This is a genomic window from Citrobacter sp. Res13-Sevr-PEB04-36 (assembly GCF_015672735.1).
Lineage (GTDB): Bacteria > Pseudomonadota > Gammaproteobacteria > Enterobacterales > Enterobacteriaceae > Citrobacter.
Window position 1 is genome coordinate 109,303 of the sequence record NZ_JADABY010000014.1, and the last position, 19,880, is coordinate 129,182.

Below are 19,880 nucleotides of genomic sequence, written 5' to 3' on the forward strand. Positions count from 1 at the left end.
CGTTTGTAGGCCGGATAAGGTGCCTGCACCGCCATCCGGCACCTTCCAGGAAAAGAAGCGTTATGTCCTCATCCCGACCGGTGTTCCGCTCGCGCTGGCTACCCTATTTATTGGTGGCCCCGCAGCTGGCTATCACCCTTATTTTCTTTATCTGGCCTGCGGGTGAAGCGCTGTGGTATTCGCTGCAAAGCGTCGATCCATTTGGTTTTTCCAGCCAGTTCGTGGGGCTGGAGAATTTTGTCGCGCTGTTTCATGACCCGTACTACCTTGACTCGTTCTGGACCACCATCAAGTTCAGTACGTTAGTTACGGTAAGCGGTCTGCTGGTGTCGCTGTTTTTTGCCGCGCTGGTGAATTACGTGGTACGCGGCAGCCGTTTTTACCAGACGCTGATGCTGCTGCCTTACGCGGTGGCCCCTGCCGTCGCTGCGGTGCTGTGGATCTTTCTGTTTAATCCAGGGCGCGGGCTGATTACGCATTTTCTCGGTGAGTTTGGCTATGACTGGAATCATGCGCAAAACAGCGGCCAGGCTATGTTCCTCGTGGTATTTGCCTCGGTCTGGAAGCAGATTAGTTACAACTTCCTGTTCTTCTTTGCCGCATTACAGTCTATTCCTCGTTCGCTAATAGAAGCCGCCGCGATTGATGGTGCAGGCCCAATCCGCCGCTTCTTTAAGCTGGCGCTGCCGCTGATAGCCCCAGTGAGTTTTTTCCTGCTGGTGGTGAATCTGGTGTATGCCTTCTTTGACACCTTCCCGGTGATTGATGCCGCCACGGCGGGCGGACCGGTGCAGGCGACGACCACGCTGATTTATAAGATCTACCGTGAAGGATTTGTCGGGCTGGATCTGGCGTCTTCCGCTGCACAATCGGTGGTGCTGATGTTCCTCGTTATTATTTTGACCGTGGTGCAGTTCCGCTATGTGGAAAGTAAGGTGCGTTACCAATGATTGAGAACCGTCGCTGGCTGACAATATTCAGCCATACCCTGCTGATTCTGGGGATCATGGTGATCCTGTTCCCGCTGTACGTTGCGTTTGTGGCGGCGACGCTGGACAACCAGGCGGTATATGACACGCCGATGACGCTGATCCCCGGAACCCATCTGCTGGATAACATGCACACCATCTGGGTCAACGGGGTGGGCGTGAACAGCGCACCATTCTGGTTGATGATGCTCAACAGTTTCATCATGGCGTTCAGCATTACGCTGGGGAAAATCACAGTGTCGATGCTCTCCGCATTCGCCATCGTCTGGTTTCGCTTTCCGCTGCGTAACCTGTTCTTCTGGATGATTTTTATTACGTTGATGCTGCCGGTGGAGGTGCGAATTTTCCCGACGGTAGAGGTGATCGCCAACCTGAAAATGCTCGACAGCTACGCAGGTCTGACGCTGCCGCTGATGGCATCCGCCACCGCGACATTCCTGTTCCGCCAGTTCTTTATGACCCTGCCAGATGAACTGGTGGAAGCGGCGCGTATTGACGGCGCATCACCGATGCGTTTTTTCCGCGACATCGTGCTGCCGCTGTCAAAAACCAATCTGGCGGCGCTGTTCGTCATCACCTTTATTTACGGCTGGAACCAGTATCTGTGGCCGTTGTTGATTATTACCGACGTGAACCTGGGCACGGCGGTGGCGGGTATCAAAGGCATGATCGCCACCGGTGAAGGTACGACGCAGTGGAACCACGTGATGGCAGCTATGCTGCTGACGCTTATCCCTCCGGTAATCATCGTGTTAGCCATGCAGCGCGCGTTTGTGCGTGGCCTGGTCGATAGTGAGAAGTAGGTTGTATCCCTTGATTATTCGTGACGTCGACGCTGAGCCAAAATCGCGTAATCAAGGCGGAGGGTGATGGGCATAGGGGCCTATGTCCAAATCCGACAACGCAGAGTACGCGATTTCGGCACGCGTCCCGAAGTGCTGGGGCTATTTTTGCCCAGTGCCGCGTTACTCGCGTCTAATTTGGGCCCACCAAACTTCGCCGCTCGCGCCTTGCCCTGGGCAAAAATAGCCGCCAGCGACGTTCAAGAATAATCAAGGAATGCAACCTCTATGGCTGGTTTAAAACTACAGGCAGTAACCAAAAGCTGGGACGGTAAAACCCAGGTGATTAAACCGCTGACGCTGGACGTTGCAGACGGGGAATTTATTGTAATGGTCGGGCCGTCCGGCTGCGGTAAGTCTACGCTGCTGCGGATGGTTGCCGGACTGGAGCGGGTGAGCAGCGGCGATATCTGGATTGAAAATAAGCGCGTCACCGAGATGGAACCGAAAGATCGCGGTATTGCGATGGTGTTCCAGAATTACGCGCTCTACCCGCATATGAGCGTGGAAGAAAACATGGCCTGGGGGCTGAAAATTCGCGGCATGAGCAAAGCGCACATTGCTGAACGCGTGAACGATGCCGCGCGTATCCTCGAACTGAGTGAACTGCTCAAACGTCGCCCGCGTGAGCTTTCCGGTGGTCAGCGTCAGCGCGTAGCGATGGGGCGGGCGATTGTGCGCGAGCCGGCGGTATTCCTGTTTGATGAGCCACTTTCCAACCTCGATGCCAAGCTGCGCGTGCAGATGCGCCTGGAGTTACAACATCTGCACCGGCGACTGAAAACCACCTCGCTTTACGTGACCCACGATCAGGTCGAGGCCATGACCCTTGCCCAGCGAGTACTGGTGATGAACAAAGGCGTGGCTGAGCAAATCGGTACGCCGGTTGAGGTGTACGAAAAACCGGCCAGCCGCTTTGTGGCGAGCTTTATCGGCAGTCCGGCCATGAACCTGCTGGACGGGCGTATCAGCGCCACGGGGTACCATTTTGAGCTGGAGAGTGGCATGACCTTGCCTCTCGGCAAGGATTATTCGCGCCATATTGGGCGTAACATGACCCTGGGTATCCGCCCGGAGCATATTGCGCTAAGCTCGCAGGCCGAAGGTGGCGTGCCGCAGGTGTTAGACACCCTGGAAATGCTGGGCGCGGATAACCTGGCCCACGGACGCTGGGGTGAGCAAAAGCTGGTGGTGCGGCTGGCGCATCAGCATCGCCCGACGGCAGGCAGCACGTTATGGCTGCATTTGCCCGAGAACCATATGCATCTCTTTGATGGCGAAACAGGACAACGAGTATGAGTAACTGGCCTTATCCCCATATTGTCGCCCATCGTGGTGGCGGTAAACTGGCCCCGGAAAACACGCTGGCGGCGATCGACGTGGGGGCGCGATTCGGGCATACCATGATCGAATTTGATGCGAAATTGTCAAAAGATGGCGAGATCTTCTTACTGCACGACGACAATCTTGAACGCACCAGCAACGGCTGGGGCATCGCTGGTGAGCTGAACTGGCAGGATCTGCTGCGCGTTGATGCCGGGGGCTGGTTTAGCGGCGAGTTCAAAGGTGAGCCGTTGCCGTTGCTCTCGCAAGTGGCCGAGCGTTGCCGTCAACACGGTATGATGGCGAATATCGAAATTAAACCCACTACCGGCACCGGAACGTTAACCGGTAAAGTCGTGGCGCTGGCCGCGCGGGAACTATGGGTGGGAATGACGCCACCGCTGTTGTCATCCTTTGAAATTGATGCGCTTGAAGCAGCACAACAGGTGGTACCTGAACTGCCGAGAGGCTTACTGCTTGATGAGTGGCGTGAGGACTGGCGTGAGCTGACAACGCGGCTGGACTGCATCTCTATTCATCTTAATCATAAGCTGCTGGATGAAGCGCGCGTGGATGCGCTGCGCGATGCCGGGTTACGCATTCTGGTGTACACCGTCAATCGGCCCCAGCGCGCAGCAGAGCTATTGCGCTGGGGAGTGGATTGCATCTGTACTGATGCCATTGATGTTATCGGGCCGGATTTTCAGCCCTATTAAGGCCCAATTGTTTTTAACGGCACGTTAGGCTGCGGCGTGTTTGAAGGTTTGAGCATGTCGCCGTTCTTTTTCTCCGACAGCATTTGCGGCTGTTTATTCAACGTGCTGTCCGTATTGCGGTTGGTGTTTAGCATCCCGCCGTTGTTGTTGGGTAGCATTTGCTGTTGGCTGGTATTCAACTCCCCCGGCTGAGACTGGCGAACTCGCTGGGAGTTAGTGTTGATCTGATTTTCCATATGCTGCTGTTGCATGCGCGTTTGCGTCTGCAGCTGCTGGTTAAGCATTCCTTTCTGTTGAATTTGCTGTGATTGCATTTGTGTCTGCATCCGCTGCTGACTCGGGATCTGATAACCCGGTTGATTCGGGTTATTCATGGTGTTAATAGGCTGTGCAAAGCCTGCAAACGGCAATAGCATGGCTAAAATCAAGAGTCGTTTCATCGCTTTTCTCCTCTCGGGGATCTCTTAAGTTTACTCCTTTCTTGCCGTTACGATGATTATTTCAGAGTTATGCACCAGGCTTAGTGGGGGCAGACCCCCGTACATCTGGAGAATAACGATGATAAAACCGACGTTTATACGCCGGGTAGCCATTGCTGCTCTGCTCTCAGGAAGCTGTTTTAGCGCTGCCGCCGCACCGGCTGCACCGCCAGTGTCATACGGCGTGGAAGAAGATGTGTTCCACCCGGTACGCGCTCAGCAGGGAATGGTCGCTTCCGTGGATGCGATGGCTACGCAGGTTGGGGTGGATATCTTAAAGCAGGGGGGGAACGCGGTGGATGCTGCCGTGGCCGTTGGCTACGCGCTGGCGGTGACACATCCTCAGGCGGGCAATCTGGGTGGTGGTGGCTTTATGCTGCTGCGTACCAAAGACGGTAACACCACCGCGATCGATTTTCGTGAAATGGCGCCTGCTGGCGCGACCCGTGACATGTTCCTCGATGAGCAGGGCAACGCCGATGCGAAAAAGTCGCTGACGTCGCATCTGGCTTCCGGCACGCCGGGGACCGTGGCCGGATTCTCGCTGGCGCTGGAAAAATATGGCACCCTGCCGCTGAACAAAGTGGTACGCCCGGCGATGAAGTTGGCGGCAGAGGGGTTTGTGGTTAACGATGCGCTGGCTGACGATCTCAAAACCTACGGCAGTGAAGTGATCCCCAACCACGAGAACAGCAAAGCTATTTTCTGGAAAGACGGCGAACCGCTGAAAAAGGGCGACAAGCTGGTACAGAAAAACCTGGCGAAAAGCCTCGAGATGATTGCCGAGAATGGCCCGGATGCGTTTTATAAAGGGGCGATTGCCGATCAGATAGCCGAGGAGATGAAGAAGAACGGCGGTCTGATGAGCAAAGACGATTTAGCCGCTTATAAAGCCGTGGAGCGTAAACCGATTAGCGGCGACTATCGCGGGTATCAGGTCTTCTCGATGCCGCCTCCGTCCTCTGGCGGTATTCATATTGTGCAGATCCTTAATATTCTTGAAAACTTCGATATGAAGAAATACGGATTTGGCAGCGCCGATGCCATGCAGGTGATGGCGGAGGCGGAGAAATATGCTTACGCCGACCGATCGGAATATCTGGGTGACCCGGATTTTGTGAAGGTGCCGTGGCAGGCGCTGACTAACAAAGCGTATGCCAAATCGCTTGCCGAGCAGATCGATATCAATAAAGCCAAACCCTCCAGCCAGATCAAACCGGGCAAGCTTGCCCCGTATGAAAGTAACCAAACCACCCACTTCTCGGTGGTGGATAAAGACGGCAACGCCGTGGCGGTGACGTATACCCTGAATACCACCTTCGGCACCGGTATTGTGGCGGGTAACACCGGCATTCTGCTCAATAACGAAATGGATGACTTCTCTGCCAAACCGGGTGTCCCGAACGTTTACGGGCTGGTGGGCGGCGATGCCAACGCGGTAGGGCCGAATAAGCGCCCGCTGTCGTCCATGTCGCCGACTATCGTGGTAAAAGACGGTAAAACCTGGCTGGTTACCGGCAGCCCTGGCGGAAGCCGAATTATCACAACCGTGCTGCAAATGGTAGTCAACAGCATTGATTTTGGGATGAACGTCGCCGAAGCGACCAACGCGCCGCGCTTCCATCATCAGTGGTTGCCGGATGAGGTGCGCATCGAGAAAGGCTTCAGCCCGGACACCATCAAACTGTTGGAACAGAAAGGGCAAAAAGTCGCGCTCAAAGAGGCGATGGGCAGCACCCAGAGCATTATGGTCGGGCCGGATGGCGCACTGTATGGCGCGTCCGACCCGCGTTCCGTGGATGATTTAACGGCGGGATACTGATTATTGATTAATAGCCCGGTTTCAGGCACCGGGCTATTTGTTAGTTATGCCGTGAGTAGCCGCGCTGGATTATCAACACAGAGCTTGCGAAGAGTATCGTTGTCTACTCCACGTGAAGCTAGATAGGCGAGGAAAACATTCGGGACAAATCCCCAACCATTCCCCCCATTTTTTGCCCACATTTGTTTGAGAAAAACATCATGGCTCAAAACGATCTGATCGGCGTAACCCAATTCAATCAGATGTGCAACCGCATCAGCGGTCTCCTGAACGCCTGGGGCGATACCTTCTTTAGGGAAAGTGATATCCAGACCAATCATGTCAAATTCAAGCCATACGCCGCGGTCGAGCATTTTACGTTGATAGGCAACATCCTTGCCTGAAGGGTCTGAATGCGCCAGCGAAACTTTTGCCGGAGAGACGTTCATCTCTTCAAGGACAATATCCAGCACCTCATCACCTAGCCGTAGCCACCCTGGCATATGGATATTCATCGCTGTATGAGGATTATTGCGTTGTGCCAGAGACGCCGCCCGTAGACTGTTACGCTCCGCTTGGGTAAACGCGGGGGATACGCCAATTTCGCCGATCATACCGGCGCGAATATCCGTCTCGCCAATCCCCTGATTCAGTTCCTTATCGATAAGTGAGGCTAACAAATCGACAGGTTTGTGGATCCTGGTGCTTTCAAACTTCTCCAGATAAGGTCCTGATGAAGCGACGATATTCAAACCGGTTTTTAATGCAACTTCCCGCAACGATGAGGCGTCCCTACCGATAGACTCAGAACCCGTCGCGTCGACAATAGTCCTGCCTCCTAGTGACATAAAATTATTGATTTCAAAGATGACATCATCAATCTCTTTTCTGTCCATGTTATCGGCGCAGCAGTATGGGTCGTGTTTCAGTCCCCACTGTAGGTCAGCGCTGACTTTTTTCCCTACCAGTTGCTGTGAAAAGGCATAATGTGGTTCATCAACAACGGATGACAGATCGTTAAACAGATGCTCATGCGGTAGCGTCAGACCCATATCCGTGTGCGCCACAGGACCCGTCACGGTTTGCAGAAAACCTTTCATCCTGACACCTCCATTTTTTGCGCCATTTTGGATGCTCTGTATTCAGGGATGGTGGTAACAATTGCGCCCACTAATGCGAATAACGTGCCGATGATGGTGACCAGATAGACCGTATTGCCTAAGGATGGGATTAATTCATCAATTAACACCGACCCAAGCAACTGGCCTGCGGTAGAAGCTACACCCAGCATCAGCAGACCTAAGCCTCTGACCAGAATCGCCATCAGCCCGATGGACAGCAGACCCAGCGGGCCACCGAGATACATCCACCACATATCGGGTAACTGGACGGTGACATGACCTAATGCGACACGTATCGCCAGCGCAGCGCCCAGGACGCAAAAGCCAACGATGAAGTTCCAGGTAATGGAAACCAGCATGGAGCCCGTTGCCTCAGCGACTTTGGCATTCCCTGCAGGCTGCCAGCCAGCGAGTAATCCTGCCAAAAATGGAAGGATAGCGAGCAGGATAAAAGAGGTTGAATGCCACTGTGGCGACACGACAAAAATCGTGGCAATAACCGCAAACAATGCGCCAGCAACGCGCCATGGCGTGAAATATTTCTTCTCATCCACACCAACGCCGAAACGGTCGCACAGCAGACCGGAAAGGAGCAGGGCGGAAATTAATGCAGTTTGAAAAGTGGCAACGCCCAACGCACTGGCTGATGCCCCTTCAGAAAATACAACCATCGCCCCACATAACCCGGCAAACCAATTCCACAGCGGAATTTTTCTCTTTTTAATCAGAGTGGGGATCGACGCGAATTGCTGGCGTGTATTTTTTCGCGCAATAATAATAAAAAACATGACGACCAGACCGCTGGCGAATGAGATTACTGCGCAAGCATTACCATCCTGCAACCAGTGTCCCAATTGCCCATTAACGGCAGACTGCATTGGGGAAAGCATACCGGCTAGGATGGTTGCAAGCATCAGTAAGGGAGTTGAGTACTTATTCTTGTTCATACATCAATCCTTATTTTTTATAAAAGGAGTAACTTTTGTTACTCCATTGTTTTTTATTTTCTGGCGATGAATTGAAGCGTGTTAACCCACAGGTCGGTATAAAACGGCCAGGACATAAATTGCTGTGTTCCCCAGTGCGGCGAACAGTCACTCATAAAGCAGGCGGTTTTACCCTGTTGGTATTCACCGAACACTAACAGCGGGTCATTATTTATTGTTAAAACGACATCGGCATCTTCTCTGGCGACAACCTGGTTATATCCAAGAAACACCGGGTAGTCTGAGAATCCGTTAACGACAGGATGTTCAGGCGAGACAGCCTCAGCGTAGATACCTTCTGGTTTTTCTACCCGGTCATCGCCGTCAAGCATAATAATTGGCAGGACCTCGGCAAGAATGGTGTTCTTGTAATTGGCTTTGGCCTCAATGCCCATAAATGAAAGATAGCCGCCAATCATGAGCAGTCCACCACCATTTTTGACATACTCTTTAATAGATTCCAGAGCATTTGGCTTTATTTTTAGCTGATAGAACGTCTCGTTTTGCAACAGAAACGTATTACTGCCTATATCGCTAATGACAATGACATCATAATGGTTTAACTCATCCATGTTTTCGGGAAATGCGATTTGTACCGTGTGAGCCGGCATGTAATCAATTTTCACATTGCTTTTCTTTAAGCATTCCAGTAACCATGTGGCGCCTTCTTCATATTTACTGGAGGTGAAACTGTCATAACCTTTTGAATGAATCATGTGAATATGCCAGGATTCTCCAATAAAGAGCACCTTTAGTTTTTTCTGCGTATTGTTCATAGTCTGCTCCTTGATTTAGTGAGTAGAGATAGTTTGTTTGTAATGTGAACCCTGAATGCGATGAAGAACGGATTCGTTTTCTGGCATGTCAGAGGCATTGGATGTTTCAACAGCAAGCGAAGCGAATGCACTGGCGTAGCACAATGCGGATGCCAGTGATTTTCCTTTAGCAAGGCCAGACGCGAGTGCACCGTTGAAGGCGTCACCAGCTCCAGCGGTATTTTTTACAACTGCAGGGAATGCCGGAGAATAGATGAATTGCGTTCCGTCATAAGCGAGAGAACCTTTGCTACCTAATGTGATAATGGTATTTTTGACACCTTTCTGATGAATAATCTTCGCTGCACATTTGGCTGATTCAATATCATTGACGGACATGTTTGCCAGCAGGCCAGCTTCTGTTTCATTTGGCGTGATATAATCGATGTCATCAATGATGGTGTTAACCATTTCATTGTATGGTGCTGGATTGATAATTACCGGTATGTCATTTTTCTGTGCGAGACGAATTGTTTGTTGAAGCGCCTCATAATTCGTCTCCAGTTGTACGAGAACAATATCTGAATGAATAATAGCTTCTTTTTGTATGGTGATTTCATCAGGTGAAATTGTCATATTAGCACCAGGATAGATAGCGATGACGTTATCTCCGGTATCTCCATTCACCATGATGGTCGCAGTACCAGTTTGAGTTTCTTTGGTCTGATAGATAACGCTTTTATGGATTTTTGATGAGTTCATGAAATTAATAGCATAATCACTAAAATGGTCTGACCCTACTTTAGTGATAAAATGTACGTCAGAATCAGCATAGCTTGCCGCTAATGCCTGATTACATCCTTTACCACCGGGCGAAAAAATAAATTTATCGGCAAGTAATGATTCTCCCGTCGAGGGTAATCTTGGTAGATAACTGATAATATCAACATTGAACGAGCCAATAACACATACATTACTTTTCATGGCAGAGAGACCTTTTTTTATTTTCTGTGCTGATTCATATTGTTCCAGCACATAAGCAATTTCGTTTTTTGCAACGTTATCAAGAGAATCAAGGGTAATAAATGCACCACCATGACAGCGAGTGAGATATCCCTGTCCGGCAAGTTCATTGAGATCTGAACGAATAGTTTCCTTTGTTACTTTAAGATTTTTCGCCAGATTTGAAACTTTTACAACTCCCGAAATACTGAGTTCCTTCAATATCCTATGATGGCGTTCAAATTTCATTTTTTACCTCACCGTGGTTAAATTAATCCCAAGGGAAGTATATTGTTGTGATTGTCACCGTAAAGTGATGGCAGAAACCAAAAAAAAACAAAAATGTAATATTAATTTTATTAAAGTTACGAAAAATAGAGATGAAGATAAAACGTGAATAACCATATAATTTAGATGGTTATTAGGCCTGAACATGACGGCGACGAGGCAATGGACTGCAATCAATAACTTTATGCCAGGACTGGATGGCGCTTTCGCTCCTGGGCTTAACGGCGGGAAATTAAGGATAACTGCCTACAGCGTTCTGAACGATGTAGGCCTGATTGAGTAGTTACGGCGCATATCCCTGCAGTGATTCAGACCAGCGAAATATGTGACTGCTTTTATCCTCCAGGTTAACGCGCTCTAAATCATAAAATCCGTGCGTCTTTGCCGAGCGCATTTTGAGAATGTACTTACTTTCGCTGATGTCGTGCTGCCTTGTGCCGTCTTTATTCCAGTCTCCGGCGATATCCTGATATTGGTAAACAAGGTCGGAAAACACGTTGATTATCCTGTTATCTTTGATCGCGTAGAGCTCCAGCACTTCATAGAAGGCACCGCCGCCGGAATACGCATCAGAGTATCCGCCGCGCACCCCAAATGCCAGGGTATCGGGTGCGATCCGATAAGGGGCCAGATCCAGTTTGGTATAATAAGCCAGCGGTCTGACCGATTCATCATTGCTCTCTTTTTCGGCGGCTTTATTCCACTCCGAGAGTTGGTTTAACGGTTTTTCCGAGCGGGCAATCGGCGTTAGCCGTTGGTTCTGCCAGGAAAATACGCCGAGATATAATTTATTGACGCGGCTGGTGCTGTAATTTTCCGGACAGCCGTTATCTGCGCGTTTCCTGGTTTGTTCTGCCTCTGCCTGATTATCGGCAAAACAGGCGACGCCAATGTATTTCCCGTTTTTGCCCCAGGCTTTGGCACCGGTCATAATCAGTTTTTTGGGGTCTTCATTCGGCGCAACCCAGGCAATCCATTGGGCCACTTCTAATCCTTGCGGCAGTTCACCAAACCCTTTGGCGGGCGTCGTACCCATCATTTGCTCGGCGAAAATCTGCTTGCCTTCCGGATGTTGAATGGCGCTGGGTATGGAATCGAGATTTTGTACGGTAGTGGCAAAAGCAGGGGAGAGCGTTGCCAGCAACACCAGGGGAAGGTACTTTTTCACTATTGCGTCCTTTCAATAAGCAGGGCGATAAGACTCGCCCTTAAATTTATTTCACGCGCGCCATAAAGTAGGCATCAACGTACTCACCATTGCGCAGGCCGTATTTCTTACCAGTGCCTTCGATTTCAAAGCCGTATTTCTTATACAACGCCACAGCAGGCTCATTATCGACAAACACCGTCAGCTCAATGCGCTCGACGCGCAGCCAGTTGTCGCACATGTCGATCATGGTACGGATGAGTGCGCTGGCGACGCCGCGATTTTGCCAGCGGGCATCTACGCAGATCCCAAAATCAGCGACGTGACTGCGGCGTGGCCGCTGGGCGACGGCAATAGAAAGATGACCCACAACGATATCATCAATGCAGGCAACCAACTGTTTGACCCCGGCTTGCTCGGTAAGTCGTTCTTGCCACATCTCCATGGAAGGATGAGGAACCTGTAGCGTATTGTGATACACCTCCGGCTGGGCATGGATCTGACGAATAGCGTCGTAATCTTTCTTTTCAGCGTGGCGTATCACTATCTCACTCATTCCTTATCTCCTGCAGGGTTAATTGTGCAATTACCCTCGCTGAGTTTGAAAATTCCGTCAACTGCATTTTTTTGCAAAAAGAAGTAGACAAGTGCGAATGAGAATGATTATTATTGCTCTGCGTTCAGGGGAACCCTACGGAGAACCTGAAAGCACGACATTGCTCACATTGCTTCCAGTATTACTTTAGCCAGCTTTTGCTGGCTTTTTTTTTGGGGTTTTGTTTCAGCCTGGCTTACTTGCCATTTTGTCCCCGGGAAGTGCTCGTGCTCCTCACGTACATTTAGTATGCTCCGGGCCCTGCGCGCTTGCCGTGAACAAACTGACCGCGACGCCGCCGGCCGATCTTGAGGCTACTGCTTTTGTAGGCCGGATAAGGCTCCGCCGCATCCGGCACGATGACAGGATGGATTCAGTCTCCCCCCACTTTGCGCTATGGTGTAGACAATCACTTTCAAAAGGATCGTCTCATGACCTTACACTGCGCATTTATTGGTTTTGGTAAAAGTACCACCCGCTACCATTTGCCGTACGTCCTCAATCGCAAAAATAGCTGGCACGTTGCGCACATTTTCCGCCGCAACGCCAAGCCGGAAGAGCAGGCGCCGCAGTATTCACATATTCACTTCACCAGTGACCTCGACGAGATCTTAAACGATCCGCAGGTGAAGCTGGTGATCGTCTGCACACATGCAGACAGCCATTTTGAATACGCCAAACGCGCGCTGGAAGCGGGTAAAAACGTGCTGGTGGAGAAACCTTTCACACCAACGCTTGCGGAAGCAAAAGAGCTATTCGAACTGGCGCAAAGCAAGGGGCTGACCGTTACGCCGTATCAGAATCGTCGTTTTGACTCCTGTTTCCTCACCGCTAAAAAGGCGATTGAGAGCGGCAAGCTGGGCGAGATTGTTGAAGTGGAGAGCCATTTTGACTACTACCGCCCGGTGGTGGAAACCCAGCCGGGTCTGCCGCAGGACGGCGCGTTCTATGGTCTGGGTGTACACACCATGGACCAAATTATCTCTCTGTTTGGTCGTCCTGATCACGTGGCCTATGACATTCGTAGCCTGCGCAACAAAGCGAATCCTGATGATACCTTTGAAGCGCAGTTGTTCTACGGTGACCTGAAGGCTATCGTCAAAACCAGCCACCTGGTGAAAATCGACTATCCGAAGTTTATCGTTCACGGCACCAAAGGCTCGTTTGTGAAGTACGGTATCGACCAGCAGGAAACCAGCCTGAAGGCCAATATCATGCCGGGTGAGCCCGGTTTTGCCGCCGATGATTCAGTGGGTGTGCTGGAATATGTCAACGATGACGGCATCACGGTGAAAGAAGAGGTTAAACCGGAAGTGGGTGACTATGGTCGCGTCTATGATGCGTTGTATCAGACGCTGACAGCTGGTACGCCTAATTATGTCAAGGAATCTGAAGTTCTCACGAATCTGGAGATCCTCGAACGCGCCTTTGAACAGGCAACGCCTGCCACAATAACCCTCGCCAAATAGCGTTCATTGGCTCCTTTGGCTTATTCATATTTTTTGAACAGAGGAGTCAATTTTCACCCTCTATGATCCCTGAGTGATTGAGTCCACACTGACTCCATCGAAAACATCTGGGGGTGAACACAATGATCTTCTTACGCAAAGCAAACGACCGTGGTCATGCAAATCATGGCTGGCTCGATTCCTGGCATACCTTTTCGTTTGCCAACTACTATGACCCGAATTTTATGGGGTTCTCGGCACTGCGCGTGATTAACGATGACGTGATCGACGCAGGCCAGGGGTTCGGTACGCACCCCCATAAAGACATGGAAATCCTGACCTACGTACTGGAAGGTGCGGTGGAGCATCAGGACAGTATGGGTAACAAAGAGCAGGTACCTGCAGGTGAATTCCAGATTATGAGCGCCGGGACAGGGATCCGTCACTCGGAGTACAACCCAAGCGACACCGAGAAGCTGCATTTGTATCAGATTTGGATCATCCCGCAGGAAAACGGCATTACGCCACGCTATGAGCAGCGCCGTTTTGATGCCGCGCAGGGCAAACAACTGGTGCTGTCGCCGGATGCGCGTGACGGTTCGCTGAAGGTTTACCAGGATATGGAGCTGTACCGCTGGGCGCTGCTCAAAGATGAGCAATCGGTACATCAGATAGCCGCGGAACGCCGCGTGTGGATCCAGGTCGTGAAAGGCAATGTCACCATCAACGGGACCAAAGCGTCCACCAGTGATGGTCTGGCAATCTGGGATGAGCAGGCCATTTCGATTCATGCCGACAGCGACAGCGAAGTATTGTTGTTTGATCTGCCGCCTGTATAACGTGCTGTAACCCTTTGTAGGCCGGATAAGACGCGATAGCGTCGCCATCCGGCTTTTCATCGTTTGTCATTAAATCTGCACGTCCGTGGTAAACTTGGGGAATCTATCCCTTTTTAACGCTTCAGGACGATGAAAAAGAAAAGACCCGTACTTCAGGATGTAGCCGACCGCGTGGGCGTGACCAAAATGACGGTTAGTCGCTTTTTGCGCAACCCGGAGCAGGTCTCCGTGGCGCTGCGGGGCAAAATTGCCGCTGCACTTGATGAGCTGGGTTATATTCCCAATCGTGCTCCTGATATCCTTTCAAATGCCACCAGTCGTGCCATTGGCGTGCTGTTACCTTCTCTCACCAACCAGGTTTTTGCTGAAGTGTTACGTGGCATTGAAGCCGTGACTGACCGCCACGGTTATCAGACCATGCTGGCGCACTACGGCTATAAGCCAGAGATGGAGCAGGAACGTCTGGAATCAATGCTGTCGTGGAATATCGATGGTCTGATCCTCACCGAACGCAGCCATACTCCGCGCACGTTGAAAATGATCGAAGTAGCGGGGATCCCAGTTGTTGAGCTGATGGACAGCCAGTCTCCGTGTCTTGATATCGCCGTCGGTTTTGACAACTTCGAAGCCGCTCGCCAGATGACCGCAGCCATTATCGCGCGCGGGCATCGCCACATTGCCTATCTGGGGGCGCGTCTGGATGAACGTACTATCATCAAACAGAGGGGCTACGAGCAGGCAATGCGCGACGCCGGTCTGGTGCCGTACAGCGTGATGGTAGAACAATCTTCTTCCTATTCGTCTGGTATTGAGCTTATCCGTCAGGCGCGGCGTGAATACCCGCAGCTGGACGGTGTGTTCTGTACCAACGATGATCTGGCGGTCGGGGCGGCATTTGAATGCCAGCGCTTAGGGTTGAAAATTCCGGATGATATGGCGATTGCTGGTTTCCACGGTCACGACATCGGGCAGGTAATGGAACCGCGTCTGGCGAGCGTGCTCACGCCGCGTGAACGGATGGGCAGCATTGGCGCTGAGCGTCTGCTGGCGCGCATCCGCGGTGAAGCAGTCACACCTAAAATGTTAGATTTAGGTTTCACCTTGTCACCGGGCGGATCTATTTAAGCCGACAAGTTTGATGTAGCTCACACTTATACACTTCGGGCACGAATGGATATTGCTTCTCCATTTGTCCGGCTGGACAATGTTACCGATAACAGTTACCCGTAACAATTTCCTGATTCTTGTACCAGTGGGGGCAACGCTTTGAGCACGACTAATCATGATCACCACGTTTACGTTCTGATGGGCGTATCAGGCAGCGGTAAATCTGCTGTCGCCAGCGAAGTGGCGCATCAACTGCAGGCCGCGTTTCTTGATGGCGATTTTCTCCATCCGCGCAGCAACATCACGAAAATGGCTGCTGGTGAGCCGTTGAACGACGACGACCGTAAGCCGTGGTTACAGGCGCTCAACGACGCCGCCTTTGCGATGCAGCGTACCAACAAGGTCTCACTGATCGTGTGTTCTGCGCTGAAAAAACACTATCGCGACCTGCTGCGCGACGGTAATCCGAATCTCTCTTTCATCTATCTGAAAGGGGACTTCGACGTGATTGAAAGCCGCCTGAAAGCGCGCAAAGGTCACTTCTTCAAAACGCAGATGCTGGTTACCCAGTTTGACGCGCTGGAAGAGCCGGGTGCGGATGAAAGCGATGTGCTGGTGGTCGATATCGATCAACCACTGGACGGTGTGGTAGCTAGCACCATTGAGGTTATTAACCAAGGCCGTAAGTAGTGACTACATTAACGCTTGTTTTAACAGCAGTAGGGTCCGTTTTATTACTGCTGTTTTTAGTGATGAAGGCGCGTATGCACGCCTTCGTTGCTTTGATGGTGGTGTCTATTGGCGCAGGTCTCTTTTCCGGTATGCCGCTCGATAAAATCGCGGCGACCATGGAAAAAGGGATGGGCGGCACGCTGGGCTTCCTGGCGATTGTGGTCGCCCTCGGTGCCATGTTCGGTAAGATTTTGCATGAAACGGGCGCAGTCGATCAGATTGCCGTCAAAATGCTGAAATCCTTCGGGCACAGCCGCGCGCACTATGCGATTGGGCTGGCTGGTCTGATTTGCGCATTACCGTTGTTCTTTGAAGTGGCGATTGTGCTGCTGATAAGCGTAGCGTTCTCGATGGCGCGCCACACCGGCACCAACCTGGTTAAGCTGGTCATTCCGCTGTTTGCGGGCGTGGCGGCAGCGGCGGCGTTTCTGCTGCCGGGGCCCGCGCCGATGCTGCTGGCTTCTCAGATGCACGCCGACTTTGGCTGGATGATCCTGATTGGCCTGTGCGCGGCGATCCCAGGTATGATTATCGCCGGGCCGCTATGGGGTAATTTCATTAGCCGTTACGTCGAGCTGCACGTGCCGGAAGACATTACCGAGCCGCATCTGGGCGAAGGCAAAATGCCGTCATTTGGCTTCAGCCTGTCGCTGATCCTGCTGCCGTTGGTACTGGTGGGCCTGAAAACCATCGCCGCACGCTTTGTGCCGGTCGGTTCTTCAACCTACGAATGGTTCGAGTTTATCGGTCACCCGTTTACCGCGATTCTGGTGGCGTGTCTGGTGGCGATTTACGGCCTGGCCATTCGCCAGGGGATGCCAAAAGACAAAGTGATGGAGATCTGCGGCCATGCGCTGCAACCGGCGGGGATTATTCTGCTGGTGATCGGGGCCGGTGGCGTATTCAAGCAGGTGCTGGTGGATTCTGGTGTCGGTCCGGCACTGGGCGAAGCATTAACCGGTATGGGCCTGCCGATTGCCATTACCTGCTTCGTACTGGCGGCGGCGGTGCGTATCATTCAGGGTTCTGCAACCGTGGCCTGCTTAACGGCGGTCGGTCTGGTGATGCCGGTGATTGAACAGCTGAACTTCTCCGGCGCGCAGATGGCTGCACTGTCTATTTGTATCGCGGGTGGCTCTATTGTGGTCAGCCACGTGAATGACGCCGGTTTCTGGCTGTTCGGTAAGTTTACCGGTGCAACTGAAGCGCAAACGCTGAAGACCTGGACGATGATGGAAACCATCCTCGGTACGGTCGGCGCAATTGTCGGTATGATTGCTTTCCAGCTATTGAGCTGAGTCTTGTTGCCCGGTGGCGCTTGCGCTTACCGGGCCTACAAACGAGCACATTTCCACACCGTAGGCCGGGTAAGCGCAAACGCTACCCGGCTTTTTTGTCTTTATTTCAGCGACTGAATGGCTCTTATTACTACATAACTAGCCGCGCCGCCGTTGGCTCGGCTGAAAATCGCTGAGTCGTTTCCTTAACACGTTCACCGGTGACGAGATTTCAGAGAAGCAATGAACATAACGTGAACGGAACCGTTATCCGGGTAACATGTCATCCAGTCAAAAAGGATAAATCACCCCTTCATCCACATCCGTACGCCATCGAGGAACATCTGGGTTGCCATCATCACCAGAATCAGCCCCATCAGGCGCTCGAGCGCGTTAACCCCTTTCTCACCCAGCAGGCGCAGGAACAGCGACGACTGCAATAAAATCACAAACGTTCCGCCCCAGGCGATCAGCAGGGCAATCACCAGATGTCCCATCTGATTCGGATACTGATGCGATAACAGCATCAACGACGCCAGGATTGTCGGGCCAGCTACCAGCGGAATGGCCAGCGGAACGATAAACGGTTCTTCACCCGCTGGCAGTCCGGTGCTGTTGCCGGTCGCACTGGGGAAAATCATCTTGATGGCGATCAGGAATAAAATGATGCCCCCGGAGATCGATACGGTTTCTGCGCGCAGGTTAAGAAATGCCAGAATTTTCTCGCCCGCAAACAGGAAGATCAGCATCACCAGCAGCGCGATGAACAGCTCGCGAATCATAATTGCGCGACGACGTTTCGGTTCAGTATGTTTCAATACGGACATGAAAATGGGCAGGTTTCCGAGCGGATCCATAATCAGGATCAATAAAACTGCCGCTGAAATGATTTCATTCATAACTCAAATTCCCTGATAATTACCGCGGACTTTCTGCTTGCTCACGCAGCGGGATAAGTCGCATTACTGATGGCTTGGCTATCATTGATTAATTTCACTTGCGACTTTGGCTGCTTTTTGTATGGTGAAGGACACGTCACAGGATAATGACGTACATACACAGCACACATCTCTGCAGGAAAAAAACGCTATGAAAAATGTTGGTTTTATCGGCTGGCGCGGTATGGTCGGCTCTGTACTCATGCAACGCATGGTAGAAGAACGCGACTTCGACGCCATTCGCCCTGTTTTCTTTTCTACTTCCCAGCTTGGGCAGGCAGCACCGACGTTTGGTGCGACCTCCACCGGCATGCTTCAGGATGCATTTGATCTCGATGCGCTGAAGGCGCTTGACATTATTGTGACCTGTCAGGGCGGCGATTATACCAACGAAATCTATCCAAAGCTTCGTGAAAGCGGTTGGCAGGGTTACTGGATTGACGCGGCCTCTTCACTGCGCATGAAAGACGATGCCATCATTATTCTCGATCCGGTTAACCAGAATGTGATCACCGATGGTCTGAACAACGGCATCAAGACTTTTGTCGGCGGTAACTGCACCGTTAGCCTGATGCTGATGTCACTTGGCGGCCTGTTCGCCAACGATTTGGTGGACTGGGTGTCCGTGGCGACCTACCAGGCGGCTTCCGGCGGCGGCGCGCGTCATATGCGTGAACTGCTGTCGCAGATGGGCCATCTGTATAGCCATGTGGCCGATGAACTGGCGACCCCTTCTTCTGCTATCCTCGATATCGAACGTAAAGTGACAACCCTGTCCCGTAGCGGCTCCCTGCCGGTTGATAACTTTGGCGTCCCGCTGGCCGGGAGCCTGATTCCGTGGATCGACAAACAGCTCGATAACGGCCAGAGCCGCGAAGAGTGGAAAGGGCAGGCGGAAACCAACAAAATTCTCAATACGTCTTCCGTGATCCCGGTGGATGGCCTGTGCGTACGCGTCGGTGCGCTGCGCTGTCACAGCCAGGCGTTCACCATTAAACTGAAAAAAGATGTGTCTATTCCGACCGTGGAAGAACTGCTGGCCGCGCACAATCCGTGGGCGAAAGTGGTGCCAAACGATCGGGATATCACCATGCGTGAGTTAACCCCAGCGGCCGTTACCGGTACGTTGACCACGCCAGTCGGCCGTCTGCGTAAGCTGAATATGGGACCGGAGTTCCTGTCAGCCTTTACCGTAGGCGACCAGCTGCTCTGGGGGGCAGCGGAGCCATTGCGCCGGATGCTGCGTCAGCTGGCGTAATGCTGGACTGCCGGATAAGCGTAGCGCCATCCGGCAGACACAAATTGTGTTTAAACATTGGGTGCTGAGTCGCCCTTTTTTTTGCGTAATACAGGAGTAAGCGCAGATGTTTCATTTTTTACCGGGAGTAAGATAAAGCATTGGCTATTCTTTAAGAGTGACTTAATACCGGAGGTATTAAGTTGTTGCCTGAAGGTGGGACGACGCAGAGAGGATGCACATTTGTGCTGCGCCGTT

The 19,880-nt window shown here is 51.9% G+C and carries 19 protein-coding genes; 11 read left to right on the forward strand and 8 right to left on the reverse strand.

Features of this window, described 5'->3' with window-relative positions:
• Positions 1-62 precede the first annotated feature (62 nt).
• The 4 genes from ugpA to ugpQ all read left to right on the forward strand — a co-directional run bounded on the left by ugpA (position 63) and on the right by ugpQ (position 3,870).
• The gene (gene ugpA, locus IMQ48_RS03950; protein WP_196207992.1) at positions 63-950 is read left to right on the forward strand and encodes a sn-glycerol-3-phosphate ABC transporter permease UgpA; all 888 of its coding nucleotides are present in this window, start codon (positions 63-65) and stop codon (positions 948-950) included.
• Positions 947-1,792, forward strand: a complete 846-nt coding sequence (ugpE, locus tag IMQ48_RS03955; protein WP_174361255.1) for a sn-glycerol-3-phosphate ABC transporter permease UgpE — start codon at positions 947-949, stop codon at positions 1,790-1,792. The genes ugpA and ugpE overlap by 4 nt, the downstream gene beginning before the upstream one ends.
• A gap of 267 nt (positions 1,793-2,059) precedes the next feature.
• Positions 2,060-3,130: a sn-glycerol-3-phosphate import ATP-binding protein UgpC gene (locus tag IMQ48_RS03960; RefSeq protein ID WP_196207993.1), complete on the forward strand. Its 1,071-nt coding sequence runs from the start codon at positions 2,060-2,062 to the stop codon at positions 3,128-3,130.
• On the forward strand, positions 3,127-3,870 hold the full coding sequence (gene ugpQ / locus IMQ48_RS03965) for a glycerophosphodiester phosphodiesterase (protein ID WP_196207994.1): 744 nt from the start codon (positions 3,127-3,129) through the stop codon (positions 3,868-3,870). Before IMQ48_RS03960 ends, ugpQ begins: the two co-directional genes overlap by 4 nt.
• Here ugpQ and IMQ48_RS03970 read toward each other — a convergent pair.
• Complete coding sequence (locus tag IMQ48_RS03970) at positions 3,867-4,310, reverse strand: DUF2756 family protein (protein ID WP_196207995.1); 444 nt, start codon at positions 4,308-4,310, stop codon at positions 3,867-3,869. The genes ugpQ and IMQ48_RS03970 overlap by 4 nt on opposite strands.
• A gap of 118 nt (positions 4,311-4,428) precedes the next feature.
• Between IMQ48_RS03970 and ggt the strand changes: the two genes are divergently transcribed.
• A complete protein-coding gene (gene ggt / locus IMQ48_RS03975) occupies positions 4,429-6,171 on the forward strand; it encodes a gamma-glutamyltransferase (RefSeq protein WP_196207996.1) in 1,743 nt (580 codons plus the stop codon).
• Between the two features lie 44 nt (positions 6,172-6,215).
• On the opposite strand, the gene IMQ48_RS03980 is transcribed toward ggt, so the two are convergent.
• From IMQ48_RS03980 to yhhY, 6 genes are all read right to left on the reverse strand, one after another.
• Positions 6,216-7,250 (reverse strand): phosphotriesterase, encoded by a 1,035-nt coding sequence (locus tag IMQ48_RS03980; protein ID WP_196207997.1) that lies wholly within the window; start codon positions 7,248-7,250, stop codon positions 6,216-6,218.
• Positions 7,247-8,218, reverse strand: a complete 972-nt coding sequence (locus IMQ48_RS03985; RefSeq protein ID WP_196207998.1) for a DMT family transporter — start codon at positions 8,216-8,218, stop codon at positions 7,247-7,249. Before IMQ48_RS03985 ends, IMQ48_RS03980 begins: the two co-directional genes overlap by 4 nt.
• A 53-nt stretch (positions 8,219-8,271) precedes the next feature.
• Positions 8,272-9,033, reverse strand: a complete 762-nt coding sequence (locus tag IMQ48_RS03990; RefSeq protein ID WP_196207999.1) for a glutamine amidotransferase — start codon at positions 9,031-9,033, stop codon at positions 8,272-8,274.
• 15 nt (positions 9,034-9,048) lie between these two features.
• Complete coding sequence (locus IMQ48_RS03995) at positions 9,049-10,263, reverse strand: PfkB family carbohydrate kinase (protein WP_196208000.1); 1,215 nt, start codon at positions 10,261-10,263, stop codon at positions 9,049-9,051.
• Between the two features lie 322 nt (positions 10,264-10,585).
• Positions 10,586-11,470, reverse strand: a complete 885-nt coding sequence (locus IMQ48_RS04000; RefSeq protein WP_196208001.1) for a hypothetical protein — start codon at positions 11,468-11,470, stop codon at positions 10,586-10,588.
• 46 nt (positions 11,471-11,516) lie between these two features.
• Entirely contained in the window at positions 11,517-12,005 is a 489-nt protein-coding gene (gene yhhY, locus IMQ48_RS04005; RefSeq protein ID WP_196208002.1) for an N-acetyltransferase, read from the reverse strand.
• Between the two features lie 470 nt (positions 12,006-12,475).
• Here yhhY and IMQ48_RS04010 point away from each other — a divergent pair, with 470 nt between their 5' ends.
• The 5 genes from IMQ48_RS04010 (at position 12,476) to gntU (ending at position 17,468) form a co-directional block, all read left to right on the forward strand.
• Positions 12,476-13,513 (forward strand): oxidoreductase, encoded by a 1,038-nt coding sequence (locus IMQ48_RS04010; RefSeq protein ID WP_196208003.1) that lies wholly within the window; start codon positions 12,476-12,478, stop codon positions 13,511-13,513.
• A gap of 122 nt (positions 13,514-13,635) precedes the next feature.
• Positions 13,636-14,331 (forward strand): quercetin 2,3-dioxygenase, encoded by a 696-nt coding sequence (gene yhhW, locus IMQ48_RS04015; protein ID WP_115257283.1) that lies wholly within the window; start codon positions 13,636-13,638, stop codon positions 14,329-14,331.
• A 129-nt stretch (positions 14,332-14,460) separates the two neighbouring features.
• Positions 14,461-15,456 (forward strand): gluconate operon transcriptional repressor GntR, encoded by a 996-nt coding sequence (gntR, locus tag IMQ48_RS04020; RefSeq protein WP_096759245.1) that lies wholly within the window; start codon positions 14,461-14,463, stop codon positions 15,454-15,456.
• A gap of 141 nt (positions 15,457-15,597) precedes the next feature.
• Positions 15,598-16,128, forward strand: a complete 531-nt coding sequence (gene gntK, locus IMQ48_RS04025) for a gluconokinase (RefSeq protein ID WP_196208004.1) — start codon at positions 15,598-15,600, stop codon at positions 16,126-16,128.
• Positions 16,128-17,468 (forward strand): gluconate transporter, encoded by a 1,341-nt coding sequence (gntU, locus tag IMQ48_RS04030; RefSeq protein WP_115257284.1) that lies wholly within the window; start codon positions 16,128-16,130, stop codon positions 17,466-17,468. The genes gntK and gntU overlap by 1 nt, the downstream gene beginning before the upstream one ends.
• A gap of 284 nt (positions 17,469-17,752) precedes the next feature.
• Here gntU and yhgN read toward each other — a convergent pair whose 3' ends face one another.
• The gene (yhgN, locus tag IMQ48_RS04035; protein WP_003023480.1) at positions 17,753-18,346 is read right to left on the reverse strand and encodes an NAAT family transporter YhgN; all 594 of its coding nucleotides are present in this window, start codon (positions 18,344-18,346) and stop codon (positions 17,753-17,755) included.
• A gap of 190 nt (positions 18,347-18,536) precedes the next feature.
• Between yhgN and asd the strand changes: the two genes are divergently transcribed.
• Positions 18,537-19,643 carry an aspartate-semialdehyde dehydrogenase gene (gene asd / locus IMQ48_RS04040; RefSeq protein WP_096759248.1) on the forward strand — a complete coding sequence of 369 codons (1,107 nt, stop codon included), beginning with the start codon at positions 18,537-18,539 and terminating at the stop codon, positions 19,641-19,643.
• Positions 19,644-19,880 lie beyond the last annotated feature (237 nt).